14 protein-coding genes are annotated in these 13,963 nt (G+C 64.4%); 10 read left to right on the top strand and 4 right to left on the bottom strand.

Annotation, left to right across the window (positions count from 1 at the left end; genetic code table 11):
• Positions 1-39: 39 nt before the first annotated feature.
• Positions 40-450, bottom strand: a complete 411-nt coding sequence (locus ACMGF5_RS13050) for a response regulator (protein ID WP_115273593.1) — start codon at positions 448-450, stop codon at positions 40-42.
• Positions 451-498: 48 nt separating this feature from the next.
• A complete protein-coding gene (locus tag ACMGF5_RS13045; protein WP_046784786.1) occupies positions 499-678 on the bottom strand; it encodes a Flp family type IVb pilin in 180 nt (59 codons plus the stop codon).
• A 294-nt stretch (positions 679-972) separates the two neighbouring features.
• On the opposite strand from ACMGF5_RS13045, the gene cpaB reads away from it, so the two are divergent.
• Genes cpaB through ACMGF5_RS13005 form a run of 8 tightly spaced genes read left to right on the top strand, consistent with a single transcriptional unit; the run spans position 973 to position 8,396 of the window.
• On the top strand, positions 973-1,920 hold the full coding sequence (cpaB, locus tag ACMGF5_RS13040; protein WP_414156858.1) for a Flp pilus assembly protein CpaB: 948 nt from the start codon (positions 973-975) through the stop codon (positions 1,918-1,920).
• A gap of 17 nt (positions 1,921-1,937) precedes the next feature.
• Positions 1,938-3,197: a type II and III secretion system protein family protein gene (locus ACMGF5_RS13035; protein WP_046784784.1), complete on the top strand. Its 1,260-nt coding sequence runs from the start codon at positions 1,938-1,940 to the stop codon at positions 3,195-3,197.
• Positions 3,194-4,384, top strand: a complete 1,191-nt coding sequence (locus ACMGF5_RS13030; RefSeq protein ID WP_046784783.1) for a pilus assembly protein — start codon at positions 3,194-3,196, stop codon at positions 4,382-4,384. The genes ACMGF5_RS13035 and ACMGF5_RS13030 overlap by 4 nt, the downstream gene beginning before the upstream one ends.
• On the top strand, positions 4,381-5,637 hold the full coding sequence (locus tag ACMGF5_RS13025) for a CpaF family protein (protein ID WP_046784782.1): 1,257 nt from the start codon (positions 4,381-4,383) through the stop codon (positions 5,635-5,637). Before ACMGF5_RS13030 ends, ACMGF5_RS13025 begins: the two co-directional genes overlap by 4 nt.
• Positions 5,634-6,515, top strand: a complete 882-nt coding sequence (locus ACMGF5_RS13020) for a type II secretion system F family protein (protein ID WP_046784781.1) — start codon at positions 5,634-5,636, stop codon at positions 6,513-6,515. Before ACMGF5_RS13025 ends, ACMGF5_RS13020 begins: the two co-directional genes overlap by 4 nt.
• Before the next feature lie 2 nt (positions 6,516-6,517).
• A complete protein-coding gene (locus tag ACMGF5_RS13015) occupies positions 6,518-7,405 on the top strand; it encodes a type II secretion system F family protein (protein WP_115273589.1) in 888 nt (295 codons plus the stop codon).
• A 10-nt stretch (positions 7,406-7,415) separates the two neighbouring features.
• Positions 7,416-8,117, top strand: a complete 702-nt coding sequence (locus tag ACMGF5_RS13010; protein WP_046784779.1) for a tetratricopeptide repeat protein — start codon at positions 7,416-7,418, stop codon at positions 8,115-8,117.
• A gap of 15 nt (positions 8,118-8,132) precedes the next feature.
• Positions 8,133-8,396 carry a DUF3613 domain-containing protein gene (locus tag ACMGF5_RS13005; protein ID WP_012312770.1) on the top strand — a complete coding sequence of 88 codons (264 nt, stop codon included), beginning with the start codon at positions 8,133-8,135 and terminating at the stop codon, positions 8,394-8,396.
• A gap of 15 nt (positions 8,397-8,411) precedes the next feature.
• Here the strand turns inward: ACMGF5_RS13005 and ACMGF5_RS13000 are convergent, their stop codons facing one another.
• On the bottom strand, positions 8,412-8,846 hold the full coding sequence (locus ACMGF5_RS13000) for a prepilin peptidase (protein WP_404601914.1): 435 nt from the start codon (positions 8,844-8,846) through the stop codon (positions 8,412-8,414).
• Between the two features lie 75 nt (positions 8,847-8,921).
• Here ACMGF5_RS13000 and ACMGF5_RS12995 point away from each other — a divergent pair, with 75 nt between their 5' ends.
• Both ACMGF5_RS12995 and ACMGF5_RS12990 read left to right on the top strand, forming a co-directional pair.
• Positions 8,922-9,362, top strand: coding sequence for a TadE/TadG family type IV pilus assembly protein (locus ACMGF5_RS12995; RefSeq protein ID WP_039603864.1), 441 nt, complete (start codon positions 8,922-8,924; stop codon positions 9,360-9,362).
• Complete coding sequence (locus ACMGF5_RS12990) at positions 9,359-12,004, top strand: ATP-binding protein (RefSeq protein ID WP_414156857.1); 2,646 nt, start codon at positions 9,359-9,361, stop codon at positions 12,002-12,004. The genes ACMGF5_RS12995 and ACMGF5_RS12990 overlap by 4 nt, the downstream gene beginning before the upstream one ends.
• On the opposite strand, the gene ACMGF5_RS12985 is transcribed toward ACMGF5_RS12990, so the two are convergent.
• The gene (locus ACMGF5_RS12985) at positions 11,989-13,944 is read right to left on the bottom strand and encodes a pilus assembly protein TadG-related protein (protein ID WP_414156856.1); all 1,956 of its coding nucleotides are present in this window, start codon (positions 13,942-13,944) and stop codon (positions 11,989-11,991) included. The genes ACMGF5_RS12990 and ACMGF5_RS12985 overlap by 16 nt on opposite strands.
• Between the last annotated feature and the right edge of the window lie 19 nt (positions 13,945-13,963).

The raw sequence follows: 13,963 nt of genomic DNA, 5'->3' as shown, positions 1-13,963 counted from the left end.
TGTGCCGGGCGTTTTCGTTTTCACCTTCGTCCAGTTGAGTCAGTACTTGGCAACCTGCAACAGTGGTTGCGGGAACAGGTTGTCCAGTGTCTCCAGCAACCGTGCGTAATAAATGGGCTTGCGGAAGAAATCCAGCACCTGCAGACGCAGCAGGTCGCTGAGGTCTTGCGCACCGGCGTGCCCCGACATGACGATCACCGGCAAATGCTGCCGGGCCGTATGGTCGCGCAGGCGCTGGATCAAACCGATGCCGCTTTCTTCCGGCATGCGTAGATCAGTGATGACCAAGGCAACGTCCGGATAACGGGTGAGCAGTTGCAGGGCAGCTTTCACCGAGCCTGCCGTGTGGCAGTAGTACCCCTCGTTGTCGAGGAGTTCGGCCAACTCAAGCAGGTGCTCTTCCTCGTCATCGACCAGAAGAATCTGCTGACGCGAGGGAGAGTTCTGCATGTGCGGCTCCTGTTGATCCAGTCCGACGAGACGTCGCCTGTTATTGGTCTAGTTCAGGGCCGTCTGGATTGCGGTGAACATGGTACTGATGTTGCCGGAGATCCCGGGAACGAACCCGGCCAATACCACCGCCACCATCGCCGCGATGACCGCGTACTCGATACCCGAGGCACCGTCCTTGCGATGCAGGAATTGCTTGCAGTGAAGGATGACCTGTTTCAGCAACATGACCAGCTCCTTGCGGCGAACTCGCCGGCGACAATGGTGTCAAAGTGACGCCTGTTTGCCATCAAAGGATTGCCAAGCTGGAGCCGTCTGCAAATATAAAAAAGCATTAGTCATCAGGTGATAATCCAAAAGCATTAGATCCTTTTATTTCAACAACCGACTGTTTTAATTGGGTTTACGTTCTGGCTACAAAAAAAGCCGAGCGCCTAATGGCGAATGGCGATGGGTGGGCTACCGTGCAATAGCGAAATAGTGACTTTTTGCCACCACCCGACGCGTGCACGGAGGCCAGCCATGAGCAGTCGCTTGACCATGATTCTGGCCACCCTTTTCCTGCTCGGCGCACTGCTCGCGGGATACTGGGGGGTCGTGCTCAGCCGCCCCCCTGCACCACCCCAGCCGGTAGCCCCCATCGCCGAGCAGCCGCCTGCGGTGGTTGCAGCGCCCACCCCGCAACCGCCCGAGCCGCAGCGCTTCCCCATCGTCGTGCTGCGCAAGGCGCTGCCGGCCAATACGCCCTTGACCGCAGACGACGTGCTGCTCGAGCGCTTGCAGGTAGTCCCTGCCGGTGCCTTCCAGCAAGTGGACCAAGTGATCGGACGCAGCAGCGCCAGGCCACTGGCCGCAGGTAGCTGGCTGGACGAGTCGAGCTTCCAGCCCGGCGGACCGCTGGCACGGATGATCCGTGCCCACGAGCGGGCCGTTGCGGTAGGCGTGGACGACGTGGTCGGCGCCGCCGGGCAACTGTACCCGGGTGATTTTGTCGACGTGCTGCTGTACCTGCGCGAAGAGGCCAACAACCCGCAGTCTTCTGCCCAGGTCGTGCTGCCGGCCCTGCGCGTGCTGAGCGTCGGGGAACAGATGGGCGTTACCAATGACGGCCGCCCGGCACTGACCGCCGAGGAGCTCAAGGCGCGCCGCGAGCAGGCGACCCCAGGCAACCCCGCAAGCACCCGCACCGTGGTGCTGGCAGTCCCTGAAGCCTTGGCCAGCCGCCTGATGCTGGCAGCCCAGGTCGGCACCCTGCGCCTGGCCGTGCGCAGTGCCGCCGAGCAGCGGCTGGCCCGCTATTGGGCCCAAGCGGATAGCAAACCGCAGGTAGAAAGCATCAACCGGGAACTCTATCGGTTCAGCCAGCTTTCCCAGGCGCCATTGGCCAAAACCGCCTCAACCGCTGCAGCCGTTGCAAGCATGCAGATCATCCGTGGCGCACAGGCCGCGGACGCCAACAAGACCCCCTGACAAGGCAAGGATGCAGTATGCGTAGTTCCGAGCGTTGCAGTTCAAAACGGTTCTTCAGTCTCGCGTGCCTTGCCCTGCTCATGGTTGCGCTGCTGCCGAAGGCCCATGCCGCCAGCAACGGCTGCGAAGCATTTGCCCAGCTGCCTTCAGTGATCGAAATCGACCAAGGCCTGCAGCAAGAATTGCGCTTGCCGCTGGCGATCACCCGCGCCGCCGTCGGCGACCCCAAGGTTGCCGACGTGCAACCCAGCGGTGACCGCGCCGTGCTGGTGACGGCCGTGGGCCAAGGCAATACCACGCTCATGCTGTGGACAGCCTGCGCACCGGCGCCACACCGGGCCATGCTGTTCGTCAAAGGCCAGGCCAGCGCCGCCATGGCCGAAACGGGCCTGCCGCCGTCGCTGGATCCGGAGTTGCCAAGCCAGGTGCAGGCCGATATCCGCTTCGTCGAGGTGCGCCGCACCAAGTACAAGGAAGCCGGCGCCCGGCTGTTTTTCAGCGGCTCGAACAACAGCCTGATCGGATCGCCAGGTACCGTGCCAGGCACTTCGGTGACACCGGGCGCCGTGCCTGTCACCTCGCCGCAGATCCCGCTCAACGACGGTGTGTTCAACATCGTCTGGGGCGGCGGCAGCAGCCGCTTCCTGGCGGCCATCAATGCCCTGGAAAACAGCGGTTTCGCCTACACCCTGGCGCGCCCCAGCCTCACCGTGCTCAGCGGCCTGACTGCAAGCTTCCTGGCCGGTGGTGAGATACCGATCCCGGTGCCCAGCGCCGGCAGTGACAACTTCTCGATCGAGTACAAGGAGTTCGGCGTGCGCCTGGCACTGACGCCGACCGTGATCAGCCGCGACCGCATTACCCTGAAGGTAGCGCCTGAAGTCAGCGAGCTGGATTACACCAACGCGGTGACCATTGGCGGCACAAGCGTACCGGGGCTGAGCATACGGCGCACCGATACCAGCATTTCCCTGGCCGATGGCGAGAGCTTCATCATCAGCGGCCTGGTCGGCAACAACACCCGCTCCGCCGTGGACAAGCTCCCCGGGCTGGGCAACCTGCCGATCCTTGGCGCGTTCTTCCGGCAATCGGCCCTGATACGTGAGGAGACCGAGTTGCTGATGATCGTCACCCCGCACCTGGTTCAACCGCTGGCGGCCAATGCCCGCCTGCCGGAACTGCCCGGCGAAGGGTTGCGTACCTACGACCCCAGCTGGGGCCGGCTGTTCTTCATGGAAAACGGCAACTTCGATGGCCAAAGCGGGTTATCACGATGAACGAGAGCCTCAACCAGACCTTTCTGGGCATCACCCGCAATGAAGAAGACCTGCAGTGGCTGCAGAGCGCGCTGGCACCCCAAGGCCAGGTGATCGGCGCCAGTGGCGGCAGCCTCGATGAACTGCTGGCGCTGATCAATGCGACCTTCAGCACCCTGGTGTTCATCGGCCTGGACCGTGAGCAACTGGTCAACCAGTGCGCACTGATCGAGGGGGTGCTTGAAGCCAAGCCGCTATTGGCGATCGTCGCTCTGGGCGATGGCATGGACAATCAACTGGTGCTGCACGCCATGCGTGCCGGCGCCCGCGATTTCGTCGCCTACGGCTCACGGGCCAGTGAAGTGGCCGGGCTGGTCCGGCGGCTGGGCAAGCGCATGCCCACCGTCACCAACAACCCCAGCCTGGGCGGCCTGACCGTGCTGTACGGCGTGCAGACCGGTGCCGACGGCGCTTTGCTGACCACGCACCTGGCGCGGGTGGTACAGGAAAGCGGCCAGCAGACCCTGCTGCTGGACCTGGGCATGCCACGTGGCGACAGCCTGGCGCTGCTGGGGCTGGAGGCGTCGTTCTATTTCGGCGATGCCCTGCGCCACCTGCGCCGGCTCGACACCACCCTGATCGACAGTGCTTTCACCCGCGACAAGAAAGGCCTGCGCCTGCTGACCTTTGCCGAAAACGATGACCCGCTGCGCCAGACCAGTGCCGCCGAGCTGTACATGCTGCTCAGCGCTCTGCGCCAGCACTTCCAGCACATCGTCGTGAACCTGACCGGGCATGCCGACAGCGAAGCCCTGCGCACCATCATCAGCCACTGCGACAAGCTCATCATCTATACCGACCAGAACATCCTCGACTGCCGGCGCAACCTCGAAGTGCTGGAGCTGTGGCGCGATCATGGCATCAAGCTGGAGCATGCCAGCCTCTTGGTCGACCGCTACCTGGGCAATGTCGCCCCGGATGCCGAGAGCCTGGCCAAGCGCTATGCGCTGCCGCTGCTCAAGGTCATGCCCGACAGCCCCGAGGTGCGGCTGAACGTGAAAAACCAGGGCCTGAGCCTGTTCGAACTGGCCCCGCGCGAAAACCTTACACAAGCCCTGCGCGGCCTGGGTGAGCGCTTGGCGCAGCGTTCGGAAAACCTTGCGCCACCGGCCTTTACCTGGCTGCGTCGGCTATGGGGCAGCAAATGAACGGCGACCAACCCTTCGGCGGCCCCAACCATGCCTCTGGCGACCCATATGCGTTAAAGCGCGCACTGCACCGCTTTGCCATCGATGCCATCGAAGACAGCGGCCGCAACCTGCTCGAAGGCGCGCGCCCGGCACTGACGCAGTTTGTACTGGAGCAGGTGGGCGATTACGTGGCGCGCCTGCGCCTGGCAATGTCACGCTACGAAATGGAGCGCCTGGCCGAAGAGCTGGTCGACGAGCTGACCGGGTTCGGGCCGCTGGAGGTGCTGCTGCGGGACGCCAGTGTCACTGAGATTCTGGTCAACGGGCCGCACAGGGTGTTCGTCGAGCGGGCCGGGCAGTTGCAACAGACCGACCTGCGTTTCATCGATGCCCAACACGTCGAGCGCGTCATGCAGCGCATCCTTGCACCGCTCGGGCGCAGGCTGGACGAATCGTCGCCGATGGTCGACGCGCGCCTGCCCGACGGCAGCCGGGTCAATGCGATCATTCCACCCGTGGCCCTGGACGGGCCGTGCCTGTCGATCCGCAAATTCCGCCAGGACATGCTCAAAAGTGCCGACCTGCTCGCCACCCGTGCCATCGACCAGCACATTTTCGACTTCCTCGAGCGCGCCGTGGGTCGGCGCTGCAACATCCTGGTCAGCGGCGGCACCGGCACCGGCAAGACCACCCTGCTGAACATCCTCAGCCAGATGATCGCCCCGCGCGAGCGCCTGGTGACCATCGAAGACGTCGCCGAACTGCAACTGCACCATCCCCACGTGGTACGCCTGGAAACCCGCCCGCCAAATGCCGAGGGGCACGGCGAGATCAAGGCCAGCGAGCTGATCCGCAATGCCCTGCGCATGCGCCCGGACCGTATCATCCTCGGCGAGATCCGCGGCACCGAGGTGCTGGACGTGCTCACCGCGATGAACACTGGCCACGACGGCTCGATGAGTACGGTGCACGCCAACACCGCGCAGGACGCCTTGCTGCGCCTGGAAACCCTGGTTGGCCTGAGCGGGCGGCAGATCGCCGAGAAGACCTTGCGGCAGATGATCTGCGCGGCACTGGACGTGGTGATCCAGCTGACCCGCCTGCCCGACGGTCGCCGCTGCGTCAGTGAAATCCTGGAAGTGGTCGGCGTGCGTGACGACGTGTATGTGACCAATACCCTGTTCCGCCTCGACCGCCGCGGCGGCGACGTGTTTCTGCGGGAGGCGCCGAACCCCGCGGGCAGCAAACTGCGCCATGAAGGTGTGCAATGACCGGCCCCCTGCTGCTGGCGCTGGCGCCCCTGTTGCTGGGCGTGTCCCTGATGCTGTTTCGCCTGGGCCTGTACAAGCGCAGCGAACAGCGCATTCTCCAGCGCCTGGGGCGCGCCTTTGAATTGGTCCGCAGCGGCAATGCACGGCGCGCCTGGCTCGAGCCGCTGTTGCAACGTGCCGGGCTTGGCGCAACCGACTGGCAACCGCAGCGCTGGCTGCTGGCCTGGCTCGGCCTGGCACTGGTGGCGCTGCTGGGGGCCGGGTGGGTGGCCGGGCTGATGGTGCTGGTCGGCCTGCCGCTGCTCGGCTATTTCACCCTCAGTTGGCTATGCCGACGGCGCGTGCACCAGCTTGTCGAACAGCTGCCCGCTTTGCTGGACTACAGCGTGCGCAGCCTCAAGGCCGGGCGCACCCTCAATGATGCGGTCCTTGGTGGTATCGACGGCTCTCGCGAGCCCTTGCGCTCGACCATGACCCGGGTACGGCGCAACGTACAGCTGGGCGTGCCGCTGGACGATGCGGTCAACGAACTGGCCGAGCTTTACAACCAGGACGAGCTGCGTCTGTTCGCCATGGGGCTGCGCATCAACCAGCGCTACGGCGGCAATACCAGCGAGCTGATGGAGAACCTGATCAAGCTGATCCGCGAGCGCGAACAAGGCAGCCGTCAGCTCAAGGCCATGACCGGCGAAACCCGCATCACAGCGATGATCCTGGGTGCCTTGCCGCTGTGCATGGTCGGCTACTTCCTGATGGCCAATCCGCACTACCTGCTGACCATGTGGCAAGACAGCAGCGGCCAGATGATGCTGCTGTTCGCCTTCGCCCTGCAGGTGGTCGGCTGCCTGGTGCTGTGGCGCATGATGAGGAGCCTTTGACCATGGCCTTGTTGCTCTGCGCCGTGTGCCTGTTCATCGCCGCCGGCTTGCTTGGCGTGCAGGCCGCCCGGCAGCTGCGTGCCCGCTACCTGGTCGCTCGCAGGCTGCAGGGGCGGCTGACGCGCGAGGAGCGCCTGGGGGACTGGCTGCACTGGCTGGGCAGTAGCCCGCTGGGGCGGCGCCTGCAGAAACTCGACGGGGAAACCCAAGCCTTGCTTGACCGTGTCGGCTGGCGCCGCAGCCGCCAGCGGGCGCTGTTCGCTGCCATGCAACTGGGGCTGCCGCTGCTGGCGGTCGTGCTGACACTGATCCTGCAGCAAGGCGTGCTAGGCGGTGAAGGCACGCACTGGTTGGTCTGGCCGTTATGCGCCTTGGGTGCCAGCTACCTGTTGCCCAAGCGCTTGCTGGCGGTTGCCGCCAGACGGCGCCAGCAGCGTATCGCCCAGGAAGTCAGCCTGATGATTCCGCTGCTGCGCATTCTCTTCGAGACCGGTCTGGCCGTAGAGCAGGCACTGCGCGTGCTGAGCCAGGAAGGCCAGGCGCTGGTCCCCGAAATCAGCGAAGAGTTGCGCCAGGTGCTGCAACGGGTGGACTCGGGCCTGGCGCTCGGCCCGGAGCTGGAAAAGAGCGCCCGGGTACTGGCCGTGGATGAGTTCATCGACACCTGCGTGATCCTTCAACAGTTGCTGGTACAGGGCAGTGGTGCGATGAAATCGCTGCTCGCGCTCAAGGACCTGCTCGATGACCGGCGCCTGACACGCATGCAGGAACGGGTATCGAAAATGTCGGCAAAAATGTCGGCGGTGATGATGGTATTCCTCTTCCCGGCACTGCTCATCGTCCTGGCCGGGCCGGGATTTTCCGCCTTGACGCGGGCCTTGGGCCCCTAGGGAGTAATGGATGAAAGCGACCCTGTTGTTCACCGGCCTGCTCTTGCTGACAGGATGCGCCGGCCAGCAGCCTGAAGGGTTCGGACACCTGTTCGGCACCTCGAGCTGCGGCAAGCCGAACGCCGATCAGCAACTGGCGCTGAACCTGGCGGACGAGATGCTCAACGATGGCCGCCCGCATGCCAGCCTGGCGCACCTGGAGCAGTTGCCCAACACCCTCGACCAGGTACGCTTGCGCAAGGCCAGGGTCTCGCGCTTGTTGGGGCGTAGCGAAGCAGAACCGCTGTACCGCAGCCTGCTCGGCGGCTGCCTCGCGGCCGAAGGTGAACATGGCCTGGGCCAGCTCGCCTCGGCCCGGGGCGATGACGTGCAGGCCTTGCAGAACCTGCAGCGTGCGGCGCGTCTGGCCCCCACCGACGAGCGGGTTCGCAACGACCTGGGTGTGGTGCTGATGAGCATGGGCCGGTATGAACAGGCACGGTTCGAATTCCTGACCGCCATCGAGCTCAAGGATGACAACCCGCTGCCCGCCGTCAACCTGGTGACCTTGGCGCTGCTGCAGGACAACTGGCAGCAAGCCACCGACCTGGTCGGCCGCCTGCGGCTCAAACCGGCGCAGTTTGCCCAGGCCCAGGCACGCGCCAGCCAGATCAAAGCCACAGGACGCGGGCCGATAGCTTCGGCCAGTGGCGCAGGTGTGATGGTCAACTGAGCAAAGGAGAAGGTCATGATCAGGTATGTGATGCTGCTGGCCTGCTGCACCGGTATTACCACGGCCTGGGCAGAGGATTACCCACGCCAGCAACCGCCTGCGCTGACGGCAACCGAAGCGCTGCTGCGAGTGCAGTCCAGTGGCGAACAGGCGTCCACGCGCCTGCAGGTGCAGACGGCGCGCGAGCGTGATCTGTCCAAGCAGCGCTGGCTGGAAACCTACAAGTACGCCATTCCGGATTTCTATCGCTGGACCAAGATGACTGAGTCGAACAACTGACCGGGCCTGGCGATCTCACTGCAGGCACATGCTGGTCAGCAAAAAGCCCACCAGCACAAAGGGCGCGAATGGCTGCTTTTCAGCCCCCTGCCCTGCCCTGCGCCGCGCCCACCGTCGCAACAGCGCCCAGACCAGCAAGGTGCCGCCGGCGCCGATGAACGTACCGAGCACGTAGTCCTGGCTGGTGGCCAGCCCCAGCGCGGCGAGCAACTTGACGTCGCCGGCACCGAAACGCCCCATCGCGTAGCCGGGCAACGTGAGCAGCAACACAATCGCCAGTGCCCAGCCGGCATCACTGGCCCGGGCGCCGATCCAGCTGTGCCCGGTAACCGCCAGCCACACCAGCGCACAGGCTGCGACGCCCAGGGTCAGAAGGTTGGAAATCTGCCGTTCGCGGACATCTTGCCGGCTGCACAAGGCAAGCCACAGCAGCAGGGCGATACTGGATATTGGCAATTGGCCATCCCTGTTCGTCGAAGGCTTCTATGCTGTAACTCAGGACTCCTCGTCAGGGTAGACGCAATCATGCAAGCAGGCCCGGTAGCACGGCAAAAAGGCGCGGCAGCCATCGAGTTCGTCGCCGTCTTCATGATCTTTTTCACAGTGTTCTACGGCCTGGTCAGCTACACCCTGCCAATGCTGATGCTGCAATCGTTCAACCAGGCCAGCAGCGAGGCCGTGCGCCGCTGCGTGGCTCTGGACCCGAGCAGCGAGACCTATGACGACGATGTACAGGCGCTTGCCCATGCAGTGATCCGCGAGCAGTTGGCCTGGATGCCTGAGGCACTCGACTTCCAGCCGGCCGATGCACAGGTGAGCGTGGATGATGACAAGCTGCTGAAGGTGACGATCAATTATCCGAAAAGCAAACTGCACAAGGTGCTGCCGCTGCTGGTGATACCGCTGATTGGCGAAGTGCCCCGCTTGCCTGAGAGCTTGCAGGCCGAAGCGAGCCTGCAACTGTGAGTGGCCTGTTCGATCGCTGGCTGGGCAGCCATGGCGCAGAGCCCGCCGCGCAGATGCCGCATGCCGTGGGCCTTCAGGTGTGGCTGGACGATCAGGGGCATGTGCTACGCCTGGCCGGGCCCTTGCGCACGCTGCTGGCCGTACCCAGCCACGCGCAGGCGCGGGTGCACGACTACCTGTATCGGCACAGCTGGCTGGCCCTCGAAGGGGTGCCCGCCGATTGGCAAGGGCAAGCACTGGACCTGGATTTTCACACCGTGCACGGCCAGGCCCTGCAGACCCGTGGCTGGCTGCAACACCAGGCTGTCGGCTGGATGCTGCAGCTGTTCGATATCAGCGACCTGCTGCGCCAAGGCGCTCAGCAGGAACAGTGCCTGACCTTGCGCCAGCTGGCCGCAGACGTCGGCCAGGCCGTGCGTGACTGCAGCGAAGACTGGCTGACGCAGACGACCGCCGAGCAACTGCTGCGCCTGGCCGAGCACTGGCATGCCGGCTCGGTACGCCTGATGTTGGCGGACCCATCGGGCTGGCGGGCGCATACCTGCAGCGAAAGCGACTGGCCTTGGCCCGATGACCAACGCTTGCAGCCGTGGCTGCAGGCGCTTCCCGCCCATTTTCAGCAGGTCGCGCCTGACTTGCCGCACTGGCGGGCCACTTGCGCTGGATTACCGCTGTTCCTTGTGCCTTACAGCCATGGCCATGAGGTTCAGGCCTGGTTGCTGTGTGCGGGCGCGCCATCGGTGCCTTCACCAGAGGCGGCCAAGGCGCTCTTGCAAGCCTTGCTCGAGCCGCTGCTCGCGCGCCTGCGGCAACACCAGTTGCAGCAGCGCTCGCGCCATCTGGACGAGCTGCAACAGCAACTGGGCGCAGGCTGGTGGCAATGGCCGGGGCAAGGGCCGCTGCATTTCGATCCGGCCTTGGCCGCCAGCCTTGGCCTGCCCAGTGCGGTGAGTATCGAGCAATGGCTGGCGCGCCTGCACCCGGCTGATCGGGAGGCTGCGCAAATGGCCCTGGAGCAGTTGCGCAACGGTGTGGCATTGAGCTTGAACGTGCGGCTGCTCGAAGCCGACAGTGGCGCGGCGCCTCGCTGGCTGCACTGGGTCGGGCAGTTGCACGGCGGGCAGGGGCACGGCTTTGTGCTCGACATCAGCGCACTGAAAGCCCAGGAGCTTCAGGCCAGCGCCGCGCGCGCCCGGCTGGAGAACCTGATCGCCAGTTCGCCTGCGGTGATCTATATCCAGCGCTGTTGCGAGGGCGCGTTGCACAGTGAGTTTTTCAGCGCCAGCCTGACGCCGATGCTGGGCTGGCCCAAAGATAGCGAGCTGGCGCGCCATCCAGGCCAGGCGGTACACCCGCACGACCGGGCGCTATGGCTTGAGCGAACACGTACGCTGTTGCGCGATGGCCAGGTCCGCAGCCGCTATCGCCTGCGCGACCACTTGGGTGGCTATCACTGGGTGCTGGACGAAGCCCGGCTGTTGCGTGACGACCTTGGCCAGCCGGTCGAGGTGGTCGGCCTGTGGCTGGATGTCAGCGAAGCGACCGAGGCAGCCGAGCGTGTGCGCCAGAGTGAGGAACGCTACCGGGTGCTGGTGGAGGATTCACCCGCGATGATCTGCCGCTACACCCCGGACCTGCAGCTGCTGTTCGGCAACCGGCCGCTCGCCGAACAACTGGAGTGCGCACCTGAGCAACTGAGCGAGATGAACCTGGGCCAATGGATGTCCGACAGCCAGCGCCTGTCGTTTCTGCAACGCCTGGCCGACCTTACCCCGGAGCAGCCGCTGGGCAGCGCGGAGATCTGCCTGCAACTGCCAGGGCACAGGCATGCCTGGTGGGTGTGGGCCGAGCGTGGGCTGTTCGATGAGCAAGGCCGGCTGCTGGAAGTGCAGGCAGTGGGGCGCGACAACACGCAGGTAAGGCAAAGCCAGCAACAATTGATGCAGGGCGCCAAGATGGCCACGCTCGGCGAGTTGGCGACAGGGCTGGTGCATGAAATCAACCAGCCGCTGAACGTGATGCGCCTGGCCATTGCCAACACACTCAAGCGCGTGGAAAGCGGGGTGGTCGAAGTCGAGTACCTGACAGGCAAGCTGCAGCGCATCGATGCACAGGTGGGGCGCGTGGCCAGGCTGGTGGAGCACATGCGCACCTATGGGCGGCGCTCCGCGCTTGAGCACCAGGTGTTTGCAGCCTGGACTGCGGTGGATGGCGCAGTGGCGTTGCTGGCTGAAGGGCTGCGCGGCAAAGGTGTGGCGTTGCAGGTCGAAGAGCCGGATTTCTGCCCGGAGGTGCAAGGGCATGAGGACCAGCTCGAGCAGGTGCTGATCAACCTGATGGTCAACGCCCGGGACGCTTTGCTCGAGCGCCAGGTGGCCAGCCCACGGATCGGCATCTGCCAGCGTATCGAGCAAGGGCAACTGTGCCTGCAGGTGGAAGATAACGCCGGCGGTATCGACCCACGCCTGATCGAGCGCATCTTCGAGCCGTTCTTCACCACCAAGCCTGCGGGCGTGGGTACCGGGCTGGGGCTGTCGGTGAGCTTCGGCATCGTCGAAGCCATGGGCGGCAGGCTCGAAGCGCTCAATGGTGTTGACGGCGCCTGCTTCCGAGTGTTGCTGCCCATCTACAACACCAACTGAGCACGGCCGGTGGAGCAACTGAGGTTGGCGCCGACGTCGGTATTGACCAGGTCGATTCCCAGAACCTTCAGCAGCACATTGACCAACGGGTCGATCAGGGGGCTGAGCACCCCTCTTATCAAGGGTTCGATGATGCCTTTGACCGTACCGAGTACATTGCCGGCGATCACCAGCACATCGCCGAGACCACTGTTGGCAGTGGGTTTGAAGGCCTGGAGCTGGACGCCCAGCAAGGTGTCGCTGAGGCTGCCGACCACGTTGTCATTGACCGGGCGCATGTTCAGGTAGGCGGCGGGCTGCCCGATATTGGGCGGTTCGCTAACCGGGCCCTGGAACACCAGCGAGTGCTCTACCGGGCCACTGCTCAGCAGCTTGCTGTCGACCCGCAGGCCAAGGCCGCCACCGGCGTAGGGTATTCGGCTTTCGCAAGTTCCGAGTATCAGCAGCTTGGTACAGCGTTTGGTGCCGATATCGATCAATGGCAGCGCCTTGACTGCGGTAGTGCCGGTGGTGAAGAACGCGTCAGTGGATTCGAAGCGCCCCACCGCCAGCTGGGCAGCAGCGCTCTGGGCCTGAACGGTCAAACGCTTGGGCGAGCATCTGAACGTGTCAGGAGACTGCGGGTCGAGGCGTGCCGTGGCTTCGGCGACCTGAAGGCCAATGTCCAGCTGAAGCTTGTCAGGCACGAGCACGATATCGGTGACGGTGCACGGCACACCCAACAGGCATAGCACCGATTCCAGTGTCGAAGCCAGGTTCAGGCTGAGCAGGTTGTTGAGCACGTTGGTCAGTGGCGAGGCCAGGTCGAGCACCGCATTGACCAAGCCGAAGACCGTGCTGAGCAGCGGCAGGTCGAGCGAAATCATCGCCCGTACCTGAGCCGTGTGAACCCTCAGTTCATCCGTACGCGGATCGCCGACCGCCGAGACCTGTTGCGGCTCGATGACCTTCAGCCGCACCCGACCGTTGATCAGGCCGAGCACGCTAATCGGCAAGTCGGCAGTGGCTGCGCTTTCGCTGGCAGCCAGCTGGATCACCCCCTGCACCAGTTGCAGCAGCTGGATGCTGGCGTCCAGCCCCGCTTGGGCAGTACCGTTCTGAATATCGAGAATGTCGCCCAGTTGCAGCAACGTGCTGTTGCCGGCCCCCAGGGCGACCTTGCCCAGGTTGGTGACAACATCGGCGGCGGCACCGCTTTGCTCAAGTACCTTGACCGCCGCTTCCAGCAATTGTGTGACGGTGGCGTCGGCATTGAGCAGTTGCTCGTAGTCGCCAACGGTCAATTGCAGGTCGACAGCCAACTGCTCGAGGTAGTTGAGCAGGTTGAGGTCGGTTGCGGCTATGCCTTTCCAGCCTGCGAGGCCAAGCTGCACGTTGCCTCCCAAGGCGCCGAGCAGGCCATCGAGCAACACCGACTGTTGCGAATCCACCGTAGCCAACGTAGTGCGAATGCTCAGCATGGCCTGTGGCGGCAATGCCTTGGACGCCACCGCATGGGCCTGCAGGGTGGTGGTCAGGGGAGCCCCGCCACCTTGGGTCAGGATGTAGATGCCGGCGGCAAAACTGGTGGTGACTGTGTTGCTGACATCGACCCGTATCGCTTCGTTACGGGCATTGTCGCTGGTAAACGTGCGCAGGCTATTGGCACCGGTCTGCAGGTAACCGCAACTGGCCACCAAGGGGCTGCCAGGCGTGTGGCCGTTGCGGGCGGCGGCTACGCTGGCGATGGCCGTGGCCTGTGGGCCATTGCCCGTGCACACGGCAGACTGGCCTGCAGCTTCAAGCGCGGCCATGTCGGCGATGCGTTGCAACTTGCGCTGCTCAAGGTAAAGACGGCCGCTGTCGACCACTACCAGCATGAAAAGCAAGGCCAGGGCCAGTGTGGTAACCGCCATCAGGCCGATCGCGCCACGCTGCCGGGCAGCGGAAGAGGGAACCACGGGCACTCCTTTGCAGGCC

The sequence above is a fragment of the Pseudomonas sp. BNK-15 genome (assembly GCF_047456105.1).
Taxonomy (GTDB): Bacteria; Pseudomonadota; Gammaproteobacteria; order Pseudomonadales; family Pseudomonadaceae; genus Aquipseudomonas; species Aquipseudomonas putida_E.
The sequence above is the reverse complement of the archived record's forward strand: the minus strand, read 5'-3'. Positions and strand labels throughout refer to the sequence as shown.